The sequence below is a fragment of the Nocardia sp. NPDC052001 genome (genome assembly GCF_040680615.1).
Classification (GTDB): domain Bacteria; phylum Actinomycetota; class Actinomycetes; order Mycobacteriales; family Mycobacteriaceae; genus Nocardia.
Genome location: NZ_JBFAXC010000004.1, coordinates 67,360 through 89,925, shown reverse-complemented (window position 1 = coordinate 89,925; position 22,566 = coordinate 67,360). Strand labels below are relative to the sequence as shown.

Sequence of the window (22,566 nt, the reverse complement as noted above, 5' to 3'; positions counted from 1 at the left end):
AATGCGGACCGTCCACGCCTTCACCACGGGCTCGCATGCGGTGGTGCGGTTCTGCCAGACTCGGCGGGTGCGGGTAGGTGTGCTGGGGCCGGTGGTGGCGTGGGCCGGGGATGGGTCATCCATCGAGGTCGGTGGGGTTCGGGTGCGGATGTTGCTGGCCCGGCTGGCACTGGAGGCCGGTGGGGCGGTGCCGGTGGGGGTGCTGATCGACGGGTTGTGGGGGGAGGATCCGCCTGCTGATGCCTCGGGGGCGTTGCAGGCGCTGGTATCGCGATTGCGGCGGGCGCTGGGTGGGGCGGGGACCGTGGAGCTCGGGGCGGGCGGGTATCGACTGCCCGGGATCGAGGTTGACGCCGAGCGGTTCGAGGAGCTGGTCACGCGGGGGCGGCGGGAACTCGCGGCCGGGCAGGCCGAATCGGGCGCGGGGCGGGCTGAATCCGCGCGGGCGCGAGCGGAGTCCGCGGCGGCGGCGCTTACCGAGGCGCTCGGGTTGTGGCGCGGGCCGGTGCTCGGGGATGTGGAGGATGCGCCGTTCGTGCGGTCCGTGGCCGCGCGGCTGGAGGATATGCGGGCCGGGGCGGTCGAGGATCGGTTTGCCGCTGAGATTCAAGTGGGGCGATTCGCGGAGATTCTCGTGGATCTCGAGGTCGAGGGGAGTGCGCATCCGCTGAGTGAGCGGCTCGCCGCGCTGCGCATGCGGGCGCTGGCAGCGGCGGGACGGCAGTCCGATGCGCTCGCGGTGTACGAGGATATGCGGGAGCGGCTCGGGGATGAGCTCGGGATCGACCCCTCGGCGGAATTGCGGGATACCCATCTCGCGCTGCTGCGCGGGGAGCTCGAAAGTCCGCCCGTGCGTAGGGAACCCGTCGGGAGTACGTTGCCTGCGCGGTTGACCAGCTTCGTCGGGCGGGATGGGGAATTGGCTGCCGTCGCACGGCTGCTCGGGGAATCGCGGCTGGTCACCATTGTCGGACCGGGTGGGGCGGGGAAGACTCGGCTCTCGCTCGAGGCCGTGTCCCGGTATGGCGGTGGACTCGTGTTCTTCGTGCCGCTGGCCGAGATCGGGGCACCGGATCAACTCGCCGATGCCGTTGCGGGAGCGTTGGATCGGGCCGCGGACGGGAGCACGACGGATAAGACCGCGCGACTTGCCGAACTGCTCGATGTCGGTGCGGCGGTACTGGTTCTGGACAATTGCGAGCACGTTATCGCCGCCGCGGCCGAACTCGCCGCGCGCCTGCTGGATCGGCTGCCGCAGTTGCGGATTCTCGCCACCAGCCGCGAGCCGCTCGCCATCACCGGTGAGGCGCTGTGCCACCTGGAGCCGCTGGCGGTGCCGGCATCGGTCACCGAAGCCGCTGTCGCGCAACGGTCCCCGGCGGTACAGCTGTTCCTCGATCGTGCCGTCGCCGTGCGCCCGGGGTTCGCCTTGGACGATCGCACCGTCGGACCGGTCGTGGAGATCTGCCGCCAACTCGACGGCGTCCCACTGGCTTTGGAGTTGGCGGCCGCCAAACTCCGCGCCATGAGCATCGATCAGATCGCTCGCCGACTGGACGATCGCTTCCGGCTGCTCACCTCCGGCAGCCGCACCGCCCTGCCGCGCCAGCGCACCCTGCTCGCCCTGGTGGAATGGAGCTGGGACCTGCTGGAGGATTCGGAGCGCATTCTCGCCCGCCGCCTGTCGGCGTTCCCCGGCGGCGCGACAATCGAAGCGCTGGAGGCCATTTGCGCCGATGACGCGCTCCCCGCCGACGATATCGTCTACCTTCTCGGCGCACTGGTCGAGAAGTCCGTGGTGCAGGCGTCGGATGATGATCAACCCCGCTATCGCATGCTCGAAACCATTCGCGCCTATGCCGCCGAGCAACTCGTGAACTCAAAGGATGACCTCACCACCGTCTTCACCCACCACTACCTGGTACTCGCCGAACAACTCGAACCTCTGCTGCGCACCGGTGAACAACTCAGCGCCATAGCCGTTTTCGACGCCGAACACGCGAATATGGCCGCCGCCCTCCGTGCAACCCAACCACCTGCCGCCGGAGAGCGCGACGCAGGACAGTTCGATGCCGCGGGACAGGCACAGTTGGCGAGCCGGTTCACTCGGGCCATGTTCTGGTACTGGGGGATTCGGGGGATGAGCAGCCAGTTCGAGACCGCCATCGCCGGTGTCCTGCGCTTCGGTGACGAGCTACCGGAGGACGCGCGAGCCGCCTACCGGGTGATTCAGCTGATGGCCGGAGCGCCCGCCGATGAATCGGTGTCGGTGCGCGAACTGGTCGAGGACTGCGTTCGGACCGGGGCATTGGAATTCCATCCCGCACTGCCGCTGTGGACTTCGCTGCTCGCATTTCAAGCCGGTGAGGATGAGCTGGGGGAGCGGCAGCTGGCGCGGGCGCTGGAATGGCCGGACCCGTGGCTGCGAGCCAGTGCGCATCTCGCGCGGGATATGGCGTTCACCGGGCGCGGTGAGCTGCTCGCCGGAGCCGTGGAGCGGCGGGAAGCCCTGCGGGACTTCGAGATCGCCGGAGACCGCTGGGGACTCGGTATGGCTCTGCTCGCGGTCGGGCGGGATCATTCGCTGCGCGGCGCGCACGACGAAGCCATCGCGGCCTTCGGGCGAGCCGTGGTCATCGCCTCCGAACTCGGGATGGAAGACGATGTCTTCACCAGCCGCACCGAACTGACCCGGGAACGCATGCGCAGCGGCGACTTCGCCGGCGCCGAGAACGATATCCGCGCCGCACAGCGGGTGGCGGAAGAACTCGGCTATGCCCGAATGACGGCCGTCCTCGGTTTCAGCGAGGCCGAATTGCACCGTCGCACCGGCGATGTGGCGCAGGCCGAGCGCGATCTGGATCTGCTCGAACAGCGCATCGGGCGGTTGCCGATCCCCGACGGCATCGTACTCAACCGAATCGCGATGGCGCGCATGGCAGATCGGCTCGCCGACGGTTCCGCCGCCGCAGCTCGCACACTTCTCCCCGAGGTCATCGAGGGCGCATTCGTCTACGGTGACGTCGCGGCGGTCGCCGAGGCTACCGCGCAGGCGGCGGAACTACTGGCCAAATTGCAACTGCTGGAGGATGATCCATCCGCCGCCGCCACCTCACTGGGCCTGAGCGCCGTAATCCGCGGCGTCTTCGACGACGGCGAACCCGAACTCCGCACCCTCATCACCGAACTCATCACCCGCCTGGGCGAACAACCCTTCCGAACCGCCTACCTCACCGGCTCCGACCTCCCCCGAGACGAAGCCCTGGCCCGCCTCCGCGCCGAACTACCAACGCCCTGACACTGCGCCGGGTGGCGGGTAGTCCGCCACCCGGTGGTGCTAGACCCGGGTGAAGAGGCGGCCGGCCAGGTCGAGGCCGGTGATCTCGCCGGAGGTGTTGCGGCTGAAGTAGCCGCGCTGACCCTTGAAGGAGCCTTCGGTGATGATGTATTCGTCGCTGTCGCCGGGGAGCAGGCCGAAGGGGAAGGGCGGGTGGTCCTGGGGGAGGTCGGTGTCGGAGGCGGCGCGGATTTCGGGCTTGATCTTGCATTCCAGGGATAGGCCCGCGTCGTCCATCAGGACGGTCATGGTCATGGCGTCGATGTCGTAGGTGCCCACCAGTTCTCGGGCACGGTCGGGGTCGTGAGCGATCGGTTCGGGATCGGAGTCGATGACGCCGAGGTAGTGCTCGAGGGCCCAGCGCACGATGGCCACATTGGCGGGGATGCCGTCGGGGCTGGCGTTGGACATGACCGAGATGGCGAAATCGCGTTCGGGCACCAGCAGCAGCTCCGCGAACTGGCCGAAGGCCGAGCCGCCGTGGCCGACGGTGCGGACGCCGTCGACATCGCGCAGGAACCAGCACAGGCCCAGGGCATCACCGAGGGTGCTCGACTTCAGCCGCACGGTGGGCTGTTTCATCAGATCCAGCCATGCGGTGGGCAGGACGGTTTCGCCATCCTCGGTGGTGCCGTCGCCGAGTTGGAAACGCGCCCAGCGCAATTGCTCGGTGACCGTGGAGGAGATGCCGCCGCCCGGGTTATTGGCGCGGGTGCCGTTCCAGGCGCGGATCACCGATAGTTCGCCATCCTCGCCGCGCTCGTGGCCGACCGAGAAGCGGCGGGTCATGAGTTCATTGCGCAGGTAGCCGGTGGCGGTCAAGCCCAGCGGGGCCAGCACCCGGGTGCGCACGACATCCTCGAAGGGCTGTCCGGTGACCTTCTCGATAACGCGGCCCAGCAGGTTGTATCCGGCCTGACTGTAGGAGGCGCGCACGCCGGGCGCGGCGATGAGCGGGATCTGCGCCAATTCGGCGACGAACCGGGCCAGCGCGTCATCGCCCTCACCGGTGTCGTTGATGACATTCCATTCGAGTCCGGAGGTGTGATTCAACAGCTGCCCGACAGTGATTGTCGCGGCGGAGGTTTCGTCGATCAGGGTCAGTTCCGGCACATAGGTGCGCACCGGTGCGTCGAGTTCGATCTTCCCCGCGGCGACCAACTGCATGATCGCGGTGACGGTGTAGGTCTTGCTGACCGAGCCGACGGTGAACAGCGTGTCCCGGTCGACGGGCAGCGGATTCTCGATACTGGTGACGCCGTGCGCGGCGAAGATCTCGCGGCCGTCGACCCGGATACCGACGCTGATGCCGGGGATGCCGAACTTCTCGGCGGTGGCGGCGACGAATTCCTGGAGCGCGATTTCGGACATTTCGAATACCTCTTCCGTGGTGCGGTGGCGGCTCGTTCGGTGCCGCTCATCCGGTCTGAAATCAGCTTGCCGAGCGCCGCTGACAGTCGGCCGACAGTGCGCTGACAGCGCCGGACCGATCATCGGCAGCACGGATTCCGGGTTGCTTCGCGCTGGTCAGGAACCTCTCTCAGCGGCCCATCAGGTTCGCGCTAGCAAACACTCAGTGAACTGGGGCAGGCTTATTTCTTTCCGAGTGGAAATAGCCATCTGAACGAGGAGATCACCCGCGTGCGATTGTCGAAGACCTTGGGCGACGCGGTTGTCGCGTTGACCGCAACCGTCCTGCTACCAATCGCCGCGGGTACCGCGTCCGCCGCTCCCGCATCGGCATTGAGCCCCTCCGGCACCTCCGCCGACGGCTCCAAGATCGTCTCCAGCGCCCCCGGCGATGACCGCACCGTGAAACTCCAGGTCTATTCGGCCGCCATGGACAAGAACATCGAGATCGATGTGCAGCGCCCCGCCGACACCTCCGCCCCGGCCCCGGTGCTGTACCTGCTCAATGGCGCGGGCGGCGGCGAGGATTCGGCCACCTGGCAGAAGCAGACCGATGTGCTGAACTTCCTGTCCGATAAGAACGTCAATGTGGTGCAGCCGGTCGGCGGTCAATTCAGCTACTACACCGATTGGCGCGACCCGGATCCCAAACTGGGCGTGAACAAGTGGAAGACCTTCCTCACCGAGGAGTTGCCGCCGCTCATCGATCGGGCGTTGAACACCAACGGGCGCAACGCCATCGCCGGACTCTCGATGGCGGGCACGTCGGTATTGCAGCTGCCCATCGCCGCGCCGGGTCTCTATCAATCGGTGGCCTCGTACAGCGGGTGCGCTCAGATCAGTGATCCACTGGGCTACAACTTCGTCAATACCGTCGTCGCCGCGGGCGGTGGCGATTCGGCGAATATGTATGGCCCGCAGGGTGATCCGATGTGGGCCGCCAATGACCCGTATGTGCACGCCGATCAATTGCGCGGCGTCAACCTCTATATTTCCAGCGGCTCCGGTCTGCCCGGCCCGTGGGACACCCTGGACGGTACGCACACCCTGCCCGGCGTCGGTGGCCTGGCCAATCAGGTCACCGTCGGCGGCACCCTGGAAGCCGCGACCAATTACTGCTCGCATAATCTGCAGGCCAAACTCGGCCAGCTCGGCATCCCGGCCACCTTCAATTTCACACCGACCGGAACCCACTCCTGGGGCTACTGGCAGGATGACCTGAAGAATTCCTGGCCGGTGCTGGCAGCTGGACTCGGCCTGCCCGCCTGACCGGAAGTTCTTCGCACACAAAGACACCGGCTCGCCTCCAAGGGGATGTGGAGGCGAGCCGGTTTCTCGGTACCGATTACGAGCTGAGTTCGAAGCTCGGGTACCCGCTGTCGCGCTCGTCATCGCAGAACCGGCGGTAATTGCCGAAACCGCCGATGTACGGCATGAATACGCGCTTCTTACCCTCCACATTCGCGCCCATGTACCAGGAGTTCGCCTTCACGAACAGCGTGCCCTCGGCGACCTCCATGAGGTGATCGGTCCATTTGGCCGCCGCCTCCTCGCGCGCCTCGACCTTCCGAATCCCCTGTGCGCGGCAATGTTCGATGAGCGCGAGCACCCAATCCAATTGCTGTTCCGAGTGCAGCACCATATTCGCCATCACCGACGGAGTGCCGACGCTGTTGATGCTGAACATATTCGGGAAACCGTGAATACCGAAGCCCAGGTAGGTGACCGGACCGTCGGCCCAGGTGTCCCGCAGCCGGGTATCGCGCGCGCCCCGGATGTCGATGCGCAACAGCGCACCGGTCATGGCGTCGAATCCCGTTGCGTAGACCAGGGTGTCGATCTCGATGAACCTGTCCCCGGTGCGAATGCCGGTGGGGGTGATCTCCTCGATCGGCTCGCGGCGCAGGTTCACCAGCGTGACGTTCGGGCGATTGAACATCTCGTAATAGCCCGAGTCGGTGCAGATGCGCTTGGTGCCGATCGGATGATCAGTGGGAATGAGATCGGCTGCCACGGAATCACTCTCGACCTTGGCACGAATCTTGGCGACCGCGAAATCGCGCACTATCTCATTGGCCGCGATATCGCTGTTCTGATCCGGGAACACCTTGTTGAACAGCACGCCGCCGCCGTTCCAGCGGTCCTCCATGGCGGCCTCGCGGTCCGCGGGGCTCATCTCCAGCGCCTTGGTCTGCAGGCTGGGATGTGGGGTCGCGGCGGGGGCGTAGTAGGACTTCTCCCGGCGCTGCCCGTAGGTGGCGCGAATATCCTGCTGCTCCTGCGCGGTCCACGGCCGATTCGGCATGGGCACACTGAAATTGGGGGAGCGCTGGAAGACGGTGAGCGCCTCGGCTTCCCGGGCGATGATGGGGGAGACCTGGATGCCGGACGAGCCGGTGCCGATCACGCCGACCCGCTTGCCCTCGAAGGACACGCCCTCCTCCGGCCAGCGCGCGGTGAAAAGCTCCTCGCCCGCAAAGGTTTCCACGCCCGGGATATTCGGCTTGATCGGCGCGGACAGGCAGCCCGTGGCGAAAACCACGAAGCGGGAACGGAATTCGTCGCCCGAAGCGGTGGTGATCGTCCACACGGCCGCTTCGTCATCGAAATGCGCGGCGGTGACGGTCTGCTCGAAACGGTAGTGGCGCTTGAGATCGAAGCGCTCGGCCACATGCCGGATATAGGCCAGGATCTCCGGCTGCGCGGCGAAACGCTCTGTCCAGGTCCAACTCTGCTGCAGATCGTCATCGAACGAATAGGAATAGTCCACGCTCTCCACATCGCAGCGCGCGCCCGGATAGCGATTCCAGAACCAGGTGCCGCCCACATCTTCGCCGGCCTCCAGGCCCAGCACGTTCAATCCGGCCCGGGCGGCCCGATGGACACCGTAGAGACCGGCGAATCCGGCGCCGATGATGATCACATCGTTTTGTTCGGCCTGCTCGGCGCTGGCATGCATGCGTGCCCTCTCGACTTCATTCAGAAACTATTTCGATTAGGCATATCGTCGAGCGCGCGGCGACCGGCCGCGAGGGTACGTCCCACTGACCAGGAGACAGACGAGAAAAGTCCCGTTCGGAACGACGGGGGAGTGCGCGCTATTCGTGCGCGGGTTCACCGGTGACGATGTGATCGGCGTGGTTCAGGCCCTCCCGGACCAGGCGCGCCAGATGACCGTCCCGAATGCGATAGATGATGCGGCGGCCATCGCGCCGGGTATCCACCAGACCGGTGAAACGCAGCTTGGCCAAATGCTGGCTGACCGCCGTGCGGGATGCGCCGCACGCCTCGGTGAGCGCGGTGACATCGGCCTCGCCGTCGGCCAGAATCCAGAGAATATGCAGGCGGGTGGGGTCGGACAGCATGCGGAAGGTGGCGGTCGCCGCGTCCAGGCGGGCCTGGTCCGGATCGACCGGATGCGTGAGACTGGCAGCGGCGGGCAATGGTTTCGCATTGCTCTTGCTCACCATGGCTCACCTTCCTGCCGTCACCTCACCACCCACCGGGGCGAGCGCGGGCCACACCCGTGCGGCCGTCGTAGCTGCCAGTGTAGCGATCACCGCGAGTACCACCGCCGTGATCGGCAGCCCGGCCACCGCGCCCAGCCCGCCCGCGATGGGATAGGTGAACAGGAAACACGCGTGCGAGAGCGAGAACTGCGCGGTGAAAACCGCGGTGCGGGAGGCGGAATCGGATTCGGCGCGCAACAGCCGCGCGGACGGGGTGTTGATCATCGAGGTGCCCGCACCGAGCGCGATCCAGGTCGCGGACAGCAGTGCGCTGCCGGTGCATGGGCCGAGCAGCGGAACCACCGCCGCCACGGCCAATGCCCCCGGCAGGATGCGGCATCCGGTCAACATGACCGCGCGATCCGGGACGCCGGTCAGGACGCGAGGCAGCATGAGCGCCACCAGCATGGAGCCCAATCCGAAACAGCCCAGCGCCAGCGCCACATCGGAATTCGTGCCGCCGAGCCGATCCCGGACATAGACGACGGTATTCACCACGACGAGTGAAGTAGCCGCCGCCACAACCAGATTCATGGCCAGCAGGCCGCGCAGTACCGGGCGCCGCGTCATGATGCGCGCCCCGTGCGTGATCCGCGCCCACAGTGGTCCGGAACTGTCACCGGTGAGCCGGGGCAGGCGCGCGGCGCGCACCATGGTCGCCGACACCACGAAACCGGCCGCGGTGCCCACGAACAGCGCGTGATAGCTGATCACCGTGAGCGCGGCGGCCGCCAGTATCGGGCTCAGCAGCGATTCCATGTCGTAGGCCAGACGCGATAGCGACAGCGCCCGGGTGTAATCCCGCTCATCCGGGAGCACGCTGGGAATCACCGATTGGAATGCCGGGGTGAAGGTCGCCGACGCCGATTGCAGCAGCGCGATCAGCAGATAGATCTCCCAGGTGCGGGTGATGAACGGCAGCGCCAGCGCGATCGCGGCGCGCAGGACGTCGGCCGAGACCAGCAGCACGGTGCGCGGCACCCGCTCGGTGAGCGCCGAAATCACCGGCGCGACAGCCACATACGCCAGCATCTTGACCGCGAGGGCGGTGCCGAGCACCACCCCGGCGCGAGCGCCCGCCAGATCGTAGGCGAGCAGGCCGAGCGCCACGGTGAGCAGGCCGGTACCCAGCAGTGCGACCACCTGCGCGGTGAACAGTCGCCGGAATCGAGTGTGCCGCAGGACATCGAGCATGGCGCCGAGCATACGCCAATGAGTGCGCAGATGTGCACATGATGTCGTGTAGCGGGCGGCAGGCGGCTATCCTCGCCGGTATGGGGAGGAACCCGGCGGTCGGCACCGCGGCCGCAGTCGCCGCACTACTACTTTCGGGCTGCGATTCACACGGCAGCGCCGAACCCGCGCCGAACCTCGCGGGCAGCGCCGCCCCGGTCGTCTCGACCACCGTCGCGCCCACCGGTGAACCCGCCACCCCGCCCGGTGCCGCCCCCGGCGCGGTGGTGCAGCCCTGCGGCGATATCGGCACGGCCGCAACGGCTCCCGACTGCCGACTGCAATCCCACGATATCGCCGGACTCGGCTTCGAGATCCGGCATACCGGCAGCCGGGCGCATATGACCACCACCGTCGCGGTGCTCGATGCGAACGGCTCCGCCCGCCAGACCATCGTGGAATCCGATACCGATGTCGCCGGAACCGTCCCCAAACTCCGCGATCTGGACAATGACGGCCGCGATGAGCTGATCATTCCGCTCGCCCTGGCCACCGCCAATGCGCGGTACGCGATCTACCACGCCACCGGCGATGCCCTCGACTATCACCGCTCGGGCGAACTGGCCGGAGTCGGTATGGACACCTCGGCAGCGAACTACGTGGTGGTGTCCTCGCGCGCCGGTTATGCCGCCTGGGATATCGAATTCTGGACCTTCGTGACGGACAAATTGCATCCGCTGCTGACCGCCCAGGTCCGCCCCATCGACGACGGCAATGGCAAGGTCGCCGGAACCACCTGCACCACAATCGATTCCGGCGGACTCAATATCACCGGACTGAGCCTCGGCGAGGCCACCGAGCAATTCTGCGCCGAACCCGCCGTGCAGCGCGTGCGCCGCAACTGACCGGCCCCCGGGCGACTACGCCGGGAAGGTGACGGCGACTGCGCCGCACGGACCATACGTACCCCGGGAGAAATACGGGGTATCTCGGGGGAATTACCGATGTCGTGCCTGGTCACGGCCGCCGAGAATGGAGTCAGGTCAGCGGCCCGGCTCCATCGGTTCCGGTGACGGCGCCCCGACAGCGTGGTCGGGGGGTTTGCGCAATGGGGCGCACGACAATCAGAGATTGGCACCCTTCGCGCGATTACAGGCGCGACACAGGATCTGGAGGTTGGCGGCGCTGGTGGCTCCGCCCCGGCTCAACGGAATGATGTGGTCGAATTCGAGATAGTGGCTCTCGCCGCACTCGACGCATTTACCACCGTCCCGCTGCCAGACCTGGGCCTTGATCTCCTGCGAGATACTGCGCGTATCGCGGCGGCCCGGTGACAGCGTGAGGCGTTTGGCCACCCGCAGCGCACCCTCCATGGTGGCGGCGACATGATCGGGATCGGCCACCTCGAAGACCGCGCCGCCGCGTGCGGAGGTGGCGGCCACCGAGACCCGGCCGCTCATCGCGGTTACCGAAACCACGCGCGCCCAAGGCATTTCGGTGCCGGTATCCGGGCCGGTGAAACGCAGCTTCTTATTGCTGCAAATGAGGCGGCCCTCGGTGAGCTTGGGGCCGCGCGCCAACTGCCTGATGTGGATGGCGGGCACATTCAGATGCAGGCGCTCCGCCGGATCCAGGTGCAGGCCGGTCGCGCTCAGCACCGGCAGCTCACCCGAGCGCAGCCGAGTCAGCATGCGGCCGCGCCCCATGCGACGGCGCAGATCCTCGATGAGCGGGCCGTCCAGTGCCAGTGCGGCGATCGCGGCCTCGAAATCGTCCAGTTCGGACTGATCGATGACCCCGTCCGCGAACGCGAACGTCACCAGCCGTTCCATATGGTCCTGCGCCGCGGGCCGCAGCGTGGCGAACCCGGCCGCCGCCTCGATGCGCTGATAGCGCAGCGCCGCCCACAACTTGTCCCACTCCGAACCCCGCGGTCCGGCGGTGCGCAAGACCCGTTCGGCGCGGCCGCGCCAGCCCGACAGGTACTTCTCGATCTCCTCGGAGCATTCCCGGCACAGCGCCGGGCCGCCGAACAACCGCCACCGGCGCGGCCGCCCGCAGCGCGCGCAGTGCCGGGCGTCCACGGACAGCGCCGCGCGCGTGGTCGCCGTCCACGCCTCCCCATCCCACCACCGCAGCCCCGGCCCATGCGGATCCGGATGCCAGTCCGCCCGTTCGGGATTCGGCGGCAGCGCCGGCGGCGCGGGCGGCACTTCCCGTTCGATGGCGAATCCGCGCCGCCCCGGACGCGGTGACGGCTCCGAGCCGGACGCGCGGGCGGGCGGCTCGGCCCGCCCCGCGTCGGCCGGATCATCCACCCGGACCCCGAATTCGGTGACGATTCCGGCCAGCCCGCTCGCCCAGCCCTGGGCGATCGCGCGGAACCGCCAGGCGTCGTCGCGGCGGTAGAACTCGCCGAAGAGCATGGCGCGCACCGGTTCCGCCGCGGTGACCTCGAACCAGGCCACCGGGCGATTGTGGTCGAAGACGGTGAGGATCAGGCCCGGGACGTCGGCGAAGGAGCCGGTCACCGAACCGGTCACCGCGATCCGCGCGACCTCGGATTCGGTGCGCGGCAGGGAAACCGATAGCCGCGCGGTGCCCGGCGCGGGCTCGGGATCGAGCGTCACCGCCTGTGAGACGTGCCGGGGAGCGTTGAAGAAAACGAAATCTCTGTCCGAGCGGACCAGGCCGTCCTCGGCCAATAACAAGGCGTGCGCATCCACCTCATGATCGGATTGCCACGAAAGGACAACCGTCAGAAGCGATGTCGGAACCGGCGCATGGCCACCCTTGGTGAGTTTCATTGTGATCGAACTATGCCACGCACCCCCGACAGCTTCGGAGCCGCCGGAAAACACCCGGTCCGAACGTGATTTACGGGAGGCCGCCACTGCGGCACAGTGGACTCATGACCTCACCGAAGGAACCGGGCCAGCAGCCGCCGCGCGGTAAGCCGCAGGCCCCGCGCGTGCCCATGCCCAGCGATATCCTCGCCGCCGCACAGGCCGCGGTGCTGGCCGCACAGGCCGCGGCGGGCGATGCGCTCGACTCCGCCCAGCTCACCGCGACCCAGGCATTCGACACCGCCGTGCGGCTGCCCCCGGCGTCGATGCAGTTGGCGGCGCAACTGCCCGACCTCATCGAAAACCTCACCATCGCGATCGAACGCCTCAACTCCACCATCGACCGCCTGGACCGCACACTGGCGCTGGCCGAGCCGGGTTTCGTCGCCTACGACAAACTCCTCACCCGCCTGGAGAGCCTGAGCGCCGTCGCCGAGGACGCCTTCGGCCGTCTGGAGAAGCTCCCCGGCGTCTCCCTGCTCGGCCGCCTCACCGGAGCCATCCGCGAAACCGCCGCACCGGAACCCGCGCCCAAACCGCGTCGCATCAAATAGCGTTCGTGCCCGGATATCGCGCGCTCAGGCCGAGGGGAGGGGTGCCTTCGGGGCGACGGCCAGGCCGGGCAGGGCGCGCAGGGCGGTGGCGGCCTTCCAGAGCATTTCCTGGTATTCGTCGTGCGGGTCGGAGTCCAGGACTATCGCGCCGCCCGCACCCACGCGCCAGGAACCGTTGTGGCGCACCGCGGTTCGGATGACGATATTCAGGTCGGCGGTGCCGCCGAGGCCGAGGAAACCGATGGTGCCCGAATAGATGCCGCGGGCTTCGGTTTCCAGGGCGTCGATGATCTCCATGGTGCGCAGCTTCGGCGCACCGGTCATGGAGCCGCCGGGGAAGCACGCGCGCAGTGCGTCGATCACGCCGAGTCCGGGGCGCAGGGTGCCGCGCACCGTCGAAACCAGTTGGTGCAGAGTCGTATACGTCTCCACCGCCATGAGCTTGGGCACGTGCACCGAGCCGATCTCGCAGACCCGGCCCAGATCATTGCGCAGCAGATCCACGATCATGAGGTTCTCGGCGCGCGTCTTGGGATCCAGCGCCAGGGTCTCCGCCAGCCGGTGGTCCTCACCGGGCGTCTCGCCGCGCGGCGCGGTGCCCTTGATCGGTTTGCTCTCCACCGTGCGGGCGCGATCCAGTTTGAGGAAACGCTCGGGCGAGGAGCACGCCACCTCGAGGTCCTCGAAACGCAGAAAAGCCGCGTAGGGCGCGGGATTACAGCGCCGCAGTGTGCGATAGACGTCTAACCCGTCGCTGTCGACGGGGAGATACGCGCTGTCGGTAATGCAGATTTCGTACGACTCGCCCGCGTGCAACTGGTCCTGGCACGCCGCGACATCGGCGAGATACCGCTCCCGGCCCCGGGTCAGCAGCGGCGCGACCACGCTCTCATCCGTCCGGAGCGCCAGATCCGGCGGATTCTCCCAGGTCGGCAGCGTCTCCACGATCGCCCGGGTGGCGGCGAGCCAATCCCGCGCGGCGGCAAGCGAATCCGGGGCGGCGGTGCGCGATTCCGCGAGGGCGAGCAGGTGGGTGCGGCCGGCCTCGTGGTCGACCACGATGACACGATCGGCGAAGAGCCACTGGGCGTCCGGGGTGGGGGAGTGGTGGGCGGCGCGGGCTCCGCAGTCCGCCTTCATCTCGTAGCCGAGGTAACCGACGTAACCGCCGACGAAATCGAAAGGCACGTCCGGGAATTCGATGCGGCGGCGGCGTAGTTCGCCGGATAGGTAGTCCAGCGCCCCGCCGGGCACCGTGCGGGTGCCGGTCGCGGAATCCACCTGCACCGCACCGGATCCCACGCTGTAGCGGACCATTTCGGCGAGCGGACCCGATCCGTCGCCGAGGAAGGAGAAGCGGTCCAGGCCGGGCTCCACATGTTCGCTGTCCAGCCAGAAGGCGGACGGTGCGTCCGCGTAGAGCCGCAGGAACAATGCCTCCGTGTCCACCGCGCGCTCGATCACGACCTGTTCGACCGTGTAATCGATTGCGGGCAGGGTGCTTTCGGTCTCCGGGGCGAGCGGCTCGGCGACCATATCGTCGGCGAGCATTTCCATCATCAGCCCGTCCTGCCAGCTGCCGTCACTGCCGCGCTGGTACTGCCGCATCCGGCCGACCGGGCGGAACCCGGCCTTGCGATAGCAGCCGATCGCCGCGGCATTATCGGCCGCCGGATCGATGACCAGCCGGTGATGGCCGTGCTCGGTGAACAGATGCCGGGACAGCGTGCGCACCGCGTCGGTGCCGATACCGCGCCCGTGCACCGCCGGATCGAGGTAGATATCGATTCCGGCATGCCGGTATTCGGGATCCTCTTCCGCGTACCACTGGATCAGCCCGGCCACCCGGCCGTCGTATTCGATCGCCCAGCCCCGCGAATCCGGGTCCGCGAGTTCGGCTTCGATCTGCGGGTTCGGATCGGTGTCGGTCTGCCACCATCGGCGCACCTCGGGTGTCGCCCGAATCGCCGCCAGCGCGGGCACATCCGCGCTCTCGGCGGGCCGCAACGCCACCACCGCACCGCGCAGCCACCGGCGTCCGGCGTGAAGGGTGGTGAGGGACTTGAAGTTCCGCAGCAGCTGCGCACCGTACTCGCTGGCAATGGATTCCGGGTGGAACTGCACGCCCCACTGCGGGCGGGTGCGGTGTCGCACCCCCATGACGACACCGTCCGAGGTGGTCGCGGTGACCTCCAGCGCTTCCGGCAGCGGCCGGGCCGCCGCGAGCGAGTGATAGCGCACGGCCGTGAAATCCTGTGGCACATCTGCGAACAGGTCGCGGCCGTCATGGGTGATGCGATCCGGGAACCCATGCCGGGCTCGCGGCGCGGCCGTCACCAGCCCGCCCGCGCCGAGCACAATGCCCTGATGGCCGAGGCATACGCCGAGCAACGGCAGTTCGGCATGCGCGATGAGCGCGGCGGAGATACCGAAATCGCGCGCGATATCGGGGCGGCCGGGCCCGGGGGAGATGACGATATTGTCGAACCGGCCGAGGTCCAACTCGGACAGCTCGCGCACCTCGTCATTGCGCACGACAACGGGCTCCACCCCGTTCACCTCACTGATCAGCTGATACAGGTTGTAGGTGAAGGAGTCGTAGTTGTCGATCAGCAGCGTGCGCATTTGGCTGGCAACTTTACGCCACCACCGTGCGCGCCCCCGGTCTCGACCTGCGTGAACGAGGCCGAAACCACTTCTGCGGGCATATGCCTTCAGTTGTGCTGGACGGTTACGGCACAATGTGGGACATGTCTGAAGTGCAGCCGGTCGATGTGGATCGCGACATCGTCGATTTCGCCGTTGTCGGGAAGTGGATGGACGAGCAGGGCTTGCCCGGCGGTGACTTCGAGGAGGTGAAACCCCTCGGCGGCGGCACCCAGAACATCATGCTGCGCTTCACCCGGGGCGGACGGGACTATGTCCTGCGGCGCGGGCCCAAACACCTGCGGGCCGCGAGCAATAATGTGATCCGCCGCGAATCGCGCATTCTCGAGGCCCTCGCCGGAACCGGTATCCGCGCGCCCAAGGTGATCGCGGCCGGGGCCGATGAATCGCTCATCGGGGCGTACTTCTATCTCATGGAGCCGATCGTCGGCTTCAACCCGCAGAACGAACTGCCCCCGTTGCACGCGGGCGATCCGGAGATCCGGCGGCAGATGGGACTCTCGGCCGTGGAGGCCATCGCGCGGCTCGGCTCGCTCGATCACGAGGCGCTCGGTCTCGCGGATTACGGTAAGCCCGAAGGGTTTCTGGAACGTCAGGTGCCGCGCTGGCTCAAGGAACTCGAGTCCTACAGCGTCAACGAGGGCTATGCCGGGCCCGAAATCCCGGGCGTGGACCGGGTCGGCGACTGGCTCGACCGCAACCGCCCCGCGCAGTGGACGCCCGGCATCCTGCACGGCGACTGCCATCTCGCGAACATGATGTTCTCCTTCGACGGCCCCGAGGTCGCGGCCATGGTCGACTGGGAGATGTCCACCATCGGTGATCCGCTGCTGGATCTGGGCTGGCAGATCGCCACCCGCCCCGAACCCGGCACCACCGGGGCCGCGCTCATCGGCACCCTCGGCGCGGTCGGCGGCCTGCCCACCGCCGCGGAGATGATCGAGCACTACGGCAAGTTCTCCGACCGCGATCTGAGCAATGTCGCCTGGTACACGGTGCTGGCGTGCTTCAAGCTCGGCATCGTGCTGGAGGGCACGTACGCGCGCGCGGCCGCGGGCAAGGCGCCCAAACAGGTTGGTGATTTCCTGCACGCCATCACCCTGGAGTTGTTCGGTAAGGCGCATCGGTTGATGGAGTGAGGCCCGGGTGCCGCCCCGCCCGGGCGGGGCGGCACCCGCGGTTCGGCAAACTTGTCGCGATGTTTATGTCGCCTGGCGGGATATTGGTGGCCGAAGATCTTGCGCCATCGTACGTTGTTCGCATGCCGATCGTTCCCGATGCCAAGGACTGGACCTGGGTGCTCGAACGCACCTGCGACGAATGCGGGTACGACCCGAGCGCCGTGCGATTCGATGCCATCCCGGGGCAGGTGCGCAGCAGCGCCGCCGCTCTGACCGCCGCCCTCGATGATCCCAATGCCGCTGTGCGGCCGGATGATTCGACCTGGTCCAGCCTCGAATACGCCGCGCACGTGCGCGATGTGTGCCGGATCTTCGAGCATCGGCTCGATATCACCCGCACCGGATCCGCGCGGCCCGGACCGGTGCTCGCCGGATACGACGCCTCGGTCGTCATCGATGAATCCGGCATCCCCATGTTCGCCAACTGGGATCAGGACGAGACCGCGCTCGCGGAGGATTACGCCGCGCAGCGCATCGCGCAGGTCGCCGCCGACCTGCGCGACGCCGCCGAGAACACCGCTCGCGCATACGAATCCGTGCCCGCCGCGGAACTCGATCGCCCGGCCAAGCGCAGCAATGGATCGCTGTTCACCGTGCGGACCCTGGGCAGCTACTTCTTGCACGATCTCGTGCACCACGTGCACGATGTCGAGAAGCGGAGCGCCGCAACAGCTTAGACGCGCGGTTGCTGCTGCGTGGTGCAGTGGATACCGCCGCCGCCCGCCGCGATGGCGTCGATATTCAACTGCACCACTTCACGATCGGGGAACAATCGCGCCAAGGTGGACTTGGCGGCGGCATCGCGCGAGGAATCGCCGAACTCCGGGGTGATGACTCCGCCGTTGCAGACGTAGAAGTTGAGGTAGCCCGCCGCGAATTCGGCGTCGATCCACTCCGGGCGGACGGTATCCGGGCCCTCGATCACCTCCAGGCGCAGCGGGCGCTCATGCTGATCCGTGGCCTCGCGCAGGATCTGCACATGCGCGCGGGTGACCTCGTAGTCGTAGGCGTCGGGATTGTTCTCCAGCCCGGCCACCACCACGCCCGGCCGGGCGAACCGGGCATAGAAATCGGTATGGCCGTCGGTGATATCGCGACCCGCGATACCCGGCAGCCAGATGATCTTCTCGATGCCGAGCAGACGTTCCAGCTCCTGCTCCACCTCCGGTTTGGTCCACCCCGGATTCCGATTGTCGTTCAGCACACAGCTTTCGGTGATGATGGCCAGCCCCGCGCCGTCCACCTCGATACCACCGCCCTCCAGCACCAGTTCGGTGTGGACCGCCTCCGCACCCGCCTGCGCGGTCACGAAACTGGCCGCGAGGGCATCCTCGGCATGCTGCTGCTTATCGCCCCAGCCATTGAAATTGAAGTCGACACCGGCCTGCGCGCCGGTCTCGTCGACCACGAAGACCGGACCGGAATCGCGTAGCCACAGATCGTCCAGCGGCGCTTCCCGCAATTCGATATCGGGGCCGACCAGACCTCGCGCCACCGCCAATTCCTCGGGGCGCACCAGCATGGTCACCGGTTCGAAGCGCGCGATGGCGCGGGCGATATCGGCCAGGGTGCGCTGTGCCATCGGTAGCAGATCCGCGGTCCAGACCCGTTCGCTCGCACCGAAGGCCATCCAGGTGCGCCGGTGCGGGCGGCCTTCCTCGGGCATGCGGTATCGCTGCATCGAACGGCTCCTGACCTCGTGGGCGCCCGTCCGGATATGCGGGCAAACCGCTGGCGAATACGAGGTTAGCCGCTGGGACCGGCGGTCCCGGGTAGGAACGCGGTCACACGCTGCGACGCAACGCCTCGCGCAGATTCCGGGAGCGCACATCGTCCAGTACCGCCATGCCCAGGCGATTCATGGTGTAGCCGAAGCCCAAACCCGTTGCCGGATCGGCGAATCCGAAGGAACCGCCGTAACCGGTGGTGCCGTACGCGCGGGCATCGGTACCGAAACGGAAACTGCCGCAGGACTTCCGGAAGCCCAGATGATAGCGGCTCGGAGTGAGCAGCACCAGATCCTCGGCCGGGACGTCCTTCGCGGTTTCGGCGGATGCCAAGCGGTCCAACAGTTCCGCGTCGATGGGCAGCTCACCGGTGCGGCCCGCCGCCGCGCCGTACACCCGCGCCAGCGCGCGAGCCGTGCCGACGCCACCGGCGGCCGGGCTCTCCACCTCCAGGAATTCCCGGCGCGCGGCGCGCGCGGGCGCACCCACCTGCGGAGAGTTCAAGGCGCGGAACGAGAGTCCGCGCTTGGCGTACAACTGCACGCCGATGCGCACCGGCAGATCGCGCTCATAGCGCAGGATATCCAGGCCCTCGGTGGCGGAGAGTTCGGCGACCCGATCCAGCGAAACCGATTCCGGCAGGCCGATATAGAAGTCCAGGCCGAGCGGCTTCGCGAAATCCTCCGCGAACACCTGCCCCAGGGTGCGATGCGCGGGATCGACCCGCCGAATCAGTTCACCCTGATACAGCCCCGCGGTGATCGGGTGATACCCGTGCCGGGTTCCCGGTCGCCACAACGGTTTCTGCGCGGCCAGGATCTCGGCCAGGCCATCCAGATCGGCCATATCCCGCAGTCGCACCGTGCGATCCAGCGCCGCCAGGCCCGCCTGATGATCCAGCAACTGCCGTACGGTGATCGACTCCTTGCCGTGCACCCCGAACTCCGGCCAGTATTTCGCCACCGGAGCCTCGTAATCCAGCAGTCCACGCGATACGGCGGACGCGATGACGAACGCCGTCATGCCCTTGGTGGACGACCACACCGGAGCCATGGTGTCCCGCTCCCAGGCCACCCGGCGCTTGCGATCCCGATGCCCCGCCCACAGATCGACCACCGGCCGGTCGCCATCGAAGACGGCGACCGACGCGCCGATCTCCCCGTGCGCGGCGAAGTTCCGCCGAAAAGCATCCGCGACCGCACCGAACCCGCTGTCCACCTCACCGTGGACCGTGACCTGCTCACTCATGGTGGGTCCGATCGTAACCGGACACGCCCGGGCGGGTCAGCGCGCCGATGCGGGGATGCGCGCGAGGAAGTCCTGAATCGCGGCATGCCAGGGCTCCGGATTCTCCAGCATGACGACATGGCCGCCGGAGAGTTCGAGATATTCGGCACCGGCGATGTCCTCGGCCTGACGGCGCGCGTTCGCGGGATCGGAAAGCAGATCACCGGTCAGGCCGATCACCAGAGTTGGGACGGTGATGCGCGCCAGATCCGCGGTGGTGTCGACGGTCTCGATCAGGGCGGCCTGAGCGGCCGTCCCGCCCGGAACGCCCGCGGCCAGTTGCTCCAGCACCGTCGAAAGCTGTTCGGGGGAGAGCGCGTTCACGAAATCGGCGCTGAATCCGGCCAGTAGTGCGATGTGCGCGAACAACTCCCGGTCACCCAGGGTCAGGGCGCGTTGCCACAGTCGCACATTGAGCCGCGCGCGATTGTCCGGGCGGGCGAAACCGGCGGTCAGAATCAGGCCGCGGACCCGCTCGGGATGGCGGATGGCGGCGCGCACGGCCACCGCGGTGCCCAGCGAGTATCCGATGATCGTGAACTCCGCCGCTCCCGCCGCATCCGCCTCGGCGACGAGGGCGTCGGCCAGCGCGTCCAGATCCAGCACGGTGTCATCGCCGGGGTAATCGGGGCCGATCACGAGATGGCGTTCGGCGAGCAGCGGGATCAGCCCGCCGAAATTCGCCTGGATGCCGCCGCCCGCACCGTGCGCGAGCAGCAGGGCCGGGCCGGATCCGGTGACGGTGGTGGAGAGCGAAATGTTCGTCATGGCAGCGACGTTAGGGATTGACATGGATGTGAAGGTCAACCCCGAATGCCGGAGGTCACAGTGCTGATCGGCGAACTATCACAGATCACCGGCGTCGCACCCCGCCTGCTCCGCTACTACGAGGAGCAGGGCCTGCTGACCGCACACCGCGACCCCAACGGCTACCGCAGCTACGACGACTCCGCCCCCACCCGAGTCCACCGCATCCGCGAACTCCTCGACGCGGGCCTGCCCACCCGCGATATCCGCGCCCTACTGCCCTGCGCCATCGACACCGGCATCACCCACTGCGACCACTCTCGAAAAATCGTGCACGACGGCCTCACCCGCCTCGACACCCAGATAGCCGAACTGACCCACCGCCGCGCCCTCCTGGCCCGGCAACAGCAGGCCGTCCAATCCCGCCCCTACGGAACCTGATTCGGCCCGCCTTCGCCGTAGTCATCCGGCAGCATCCGCGCCCGGAGGGCCCCCGGCGCGGCCCCACAGCACCGACATGAGTCCGCGTCCCCGATACGAATCCGCCTCCCCGGCGTGTTTTGGCCGGGATCCACACCTTTCGCGATATGCCCGATCTTCGCGAGCTGATTGCTGCGTCTGTGCTCGCATCCTTCATCAACGGGGTTGCGTGCGGGTAAGAGCGGTTCGAGCCGGTAGCGTGGCGGGACGTGTCAGGACTCTCGTCGATTACCGCATCGTTGCTGCGGACCAAACCCGTGGAGCAGCTCACCTCCGATGGTGAGCACACCGCATTGCGGCGGAGCATGGGGCTCGTACCGCTGATCGCGTTATCGGTCGGGGCGACGCTGGGGACCGGGATATTCGTGGTGCTGGGCGAGGCCGCGCCTTTGGCCGGACCCGCGGTGGTCGTCTCCTTCGTGATCGCGGCCTTGGCTGCCCTCTTCTCGGCGCTGTCGTACGCGGAACTGGCCGGGGCCGTGCCGGTTTCCGGATCGGCCTACTCCTACACCTATGCCACGCTCGGCGAGATCATCGCGTGGGTGTGCGGATGGTGCCTGCTGCTGGAGTACGGGGTTTCGGTGGCGGCGGTCGCGGTCGGGTGGGGCGCGTATCTGAACGAATTCCTCGGATCGACGCTCGGCTGGCGGATTCCCGATGCGCTGTCGTCCGCGCCGAGTGAGGGCGGGGTCGTCAATCTGCCCGCCGCGGTCGTGGTACTGCTCGCGGCCGCGGTGCTGCTCGGCGGGATTCGCGAGAGCGCGCGGGTCACCACCGTCACCACGCTGATCAAGATCGCGGTGCTGATTTTCTTTGTGGCGGTGGCGGTTACGGCCTTCAACTCCGACAACCTGCACCCCTTCGCGCCCGCGGGTATCGCCGGTATCGGCTCGGCGGCCTCGATGGTGTTCTTCTCCTTCATCGGTTTCGACGCCGCATCCACCGCCGGTGAGGAGGCCAAGAATCCGCAGCGGGATCTCCCGCGCGCCATCATCATCTCGCTCGGCATCGTGACCCTGGTGTACGTGCTGGTCGCGCTCACCGCCGTCGCCGCCGTCGGCGTGGACGATGTCAGCAGTTCGGGGGCCTCGCTGGCGACCGTGCTGGAGCAGGTCACCGGGAGGGGCTGGCCCGCAACGATTCTCGCGGCCGGAGCGGTCATCGCCATCGCCTCGGTGGTACTGACCGTGCTGTACGGGCAGACCCGCATCCTGGTCGCCATGTCCCGCGACGGGCTCATGCCCAAGGTGCTGTCCAAGGTCGGGGCCAAGCGGGTGCCGACCACCAACACCCTGATCGTCGGCGGCGTGGTCGCGGTGCTGTCCGCGCTGATTCCCTTGGGCGAGTTGGTCAATGCCACCAATATCGGCACCCTGGTGTCGTTCGGCCTGGTGAATGTCGGCGTGCTGGTGCTGCGCCGCACCAAACCCGAACTGCCGCGCACCTTCCGGACGCTCGTCCCGCTGGTGCCGCTGCTCGGCGTCGGCATGTGCCTGTGGCTGCTGCGGAATCTGCCCGCGGTCACCTGGCTGGCCTTCACGCTGTGGTCGGCGGTCGGGCTGGTGGTGTACTTCAGCTATGGTCGCCGCCGGTCCGCGTTGAATCGGACCCGGCCGGACGTCGTCACCGCGGACTCGTAGGCTCGTGA

16 protein-coding genes and 1 pseudogene are annotated in these 22,566 nt (G+C 67.5%); 8 read left to right on the top strand and 9 right to left on the bottom strand.

Annotation, left to right across the window (positions count from 1 at the left end; all coding sequences use genetic code 11):
• Position 1: 1 nt before the first annotated feature.
• Entirely contained in the window at positions 2-3,298 is a 3,297-nt protein-coding gene (locus AB0L82_RS20525; RefSeq protein ID WP_364638312.1) for a BTAD domain-containing putative transcriptional regulator, read from the top strand.
• 39 nt (positions 3,299-3,337) lie between these two features.
• On the opposite strand, the gene AB0L82_RS20520 is transcribed toward AB0L82_RS20525, so the two are convergent.
• Positions 3,338-4,708, bottom strand: coding sequence for a serine hydrolase domain-containing protein (locus tag AB0L82_RS20520; RefSeq protein ID WP_364638309.1), 1,371 nt, complete (start codon positions 4,706-4,708; stop codon positions 3,338-3,340).
• 270 nt (positions 4,709-4,978) lie between these two features.
• Here AB0L82_RS20520 and AB0L82_RS20515 point away from each other — a divergent pair, with 270 nt between their 5' ends.
• Positions 4,979-6,016 (top strand): alpha/beta hydrolase family protein, encoded by a 1,038-nt coding sequence (locus AB0L82_RS20515; protein WP_364638306.1) that lies wholly within the window; start codon positions 4,979-4,981, stop codon positions 6,014-6,016.
• A gap of 76 nt (positions 6,017-6,092) precedes the next feature.
• Here the strand turns inward: AB0L82_RS20515 and AB0L82_RS20510 are convergent, their stop codons facing one another.
• The 3 genes from AB0L82_RS20510 to AB0L82_RS20500 form a co-directional block, all read right to left on the bottom strand.
• Positions 6,093-7,706 carry an NAD(P)/FAD-dependent oxidoreductase gene (locus tag AB0L82_RS20510; RefSeq protein WP_364638303.1) on the bottom strand — a complete coding sequence of 538 codons (1,614 nt, stop codon included), beginning with the start codon at positions 7,704-7,706 and terminating at the stop codon, positions 6,093-6,095.
• A 139-nt stretch (positions 7,707-7,845) separates the two neighbouring features.
• Positions 7,846-8,217, bottom strand: a complete 372-nt coding sequence (locus AB0L82_RS20505; RefSeq protein WP_364638300.1) for a metalloregulator ArsR/SmtB family transcription factor — start codon at positions 8,215-8,217, stop codon at positions 7,846-7,848.
• A 3-nt stretch (positions 8,218-8,220) separates the two neighbouring features.
• Positions 8,221-9,450, bottom strand: coding sequence for an MFS transporter (locus tag AB0L82_RS20500; RefSeq protein ID WP_364638297.1), 1,230 nt, complete (start codon positions 9,448-9,450; stop codon positions 8,221-8,223).
• A gap of 80 nt (positions 9,451-9,530) precedes the next feature.
• Here AB0L82_RS20500 and AB0L82_RS20495 point away from each other — a divergent pair, with 80 nt between their 5' ends.
• Positions 9,531-10,334: a hypothetical protein gene (locus tag AB0L82_RS20495; RefSeq protein WP_364638294.1), complete on the top strand. Its 804-nt coding sequence runs from the start codon at positions 9,531-9,533 to the stop codon at positions 10,332-10,334.
• A 219-nt stretch (positions 10,335-10,553) separates the two neighbouring features.
• On the opposite strand, the gene AB0L82_RS20490 is transcribed toward AB0L82_RS20495, so the two are convergent.
• On the bottom strand, positions 10,554-12,236 hold the full coding sequence (locus AB0L82_RS20490) for a TerD family protein (protein WP_364638291.1): 1,683 nt from the start codon (positions 12,234-12,236) through the stop codon (positions 10,554-10,556).
• A 104-nt stretch (positions 12,237-12,340) separates the two neighbouring features.
• On the opposite strand from AB0L82_RS20490, the gene AB0L82_RS20485 reads away from it, so the two are divergent.
• Complete coding sequence (locus tag AB0L82_RS20485; RefSeq protein ID WP_364638288.1) at positions 12,341-12,829, top strand: hypothetical protein; 489 nt, start codon at positions 12,341-12,343, stop codon at positions 12,827-12,829.
• Positions 12,830-12,853: 24 nt separating this feature from the next.
• Here the strand turns inward: AB0L82_RS20485 and pabB are convergent, their stop codons facing one another.
• Positions 12,854-15,454, bottom strand: a complete 2,601-nt coding sequence (pabB, locus tag AB0L82_RS20480; RefSeq protein WP_364638285.1) for an aminodeoxychorismate synthase component I — start codon at positions 15,452-15,454, stop codon at positions 12,854-12,856.
• A gap of 125 nt (positions 15,455-15,579) precedes the next feature.
• Between pabB and AB0L82_RS20475 the strand changes: the two genes are divergently transcribed.
• Both AB0L82_RS20475 and AB0L82_RS20470 read left to right on the top strand, forming a co-directional pair.
• Positions 15,580-16,635, top strand: coding sequence for a phosphotransferase family protein (locus AB0L82_RS20475; RefSeq protein ID WP_364638282.1), 1,056 nt, complete (start codon positions 15,580-15,582; stop codon positions 16,633-16,635).
• 122 nt (positions 16,636-16,757) lie between these two features.
• Positions 16,758-17,354 (top strand): DinB family protein, encoded by a 597-nt coding sequence (locus AB0L82_RS20470; protein WP_364638279.1) that lies wholly within the window; start codon positions 16,758-16,760, stop codon positions 17,352-17,354.
• Here AB0L82_RS20470 and AB0L82_RS20465 read toward each other — a convergent pair.
• The 3 genes and pseudogenes from AB0L82_RS20465 to AB0L82_RS20455 all read right to left on the bottom strand — a co-directional run.
• Positions 17,351-18,349: pseudogene (locus AB0L82_RS20465) on the bottom strand (agmatine deiminase family protein); the annotation flags it as partial. The gene AB0L82_RS20470 and the pseudogene AB0L82_RS20465 sit on opposite strands and share 4 nt — an antisense overlap.
• 112 nt (positions 18,350-18,461) lie before the next feature.
• Positions 18,462-19,652: a serine hydrolase domain-containing protein gene (locus tag AB0L82_RS20460; RefSeq protein WP_364638276.1), complete on the bottom strand. Its 1,191-nt coding sequence runs from the start codon at positions 19,650-19,652 to the stop codon at positions 18,462-18,464.
• A gap of 36 nt (positions 19,653-19,688) precedes the next feature.
• Positions 19,689-20,459 (bottom strand): alpha/beta hydrolase, encoded by a 771-nt coding sequence (locus AB0L82_RS20455; protein WP_364638273.1) that lies wholly within the window; start codon positions 20,457-20,459, stop codon positions 19,689-19,691.
• A gap of 45 nt (positions 20,460-20,504) precedes the next feature.
• Here AB0L82_RS20455 and AB0L82_RS20450 point away from each other — a divergent pair, with 45 nt between their 5' ends.
• Both AB0L82_RS20450 and AB0L82_RS20445 read left to right on the top strand, forming a co-directional pair.
• The gene (locus tag AB0L82_RS20450) at positions 20,505-20,879 is read left to right on the top strand and encodes a MerR family transcriptional regulator (RefSeq protein WP_364638270.1); all 375 of its coding nucleotides are present in this window, start codon (positions 20,505-20,507) and stop codon (positions 20,877-20,879) included.
• 296 nt (positions 20,880-21,175) lie between these two features.
• Positions 21,176-22,558 (top strand): amino acid permease, encoded by a 1,383-nt coding sequence (locus tag AB0L82_RS20445; RefSeq protein ID WP_364640358.1) that lies wholly within the window; start codon positions 21,176-21,178, stop codon positions 22,556-22,558.
• The last annotated feature ends 8 nt before the right edge of the window (positions 22,559-22,566 follow it).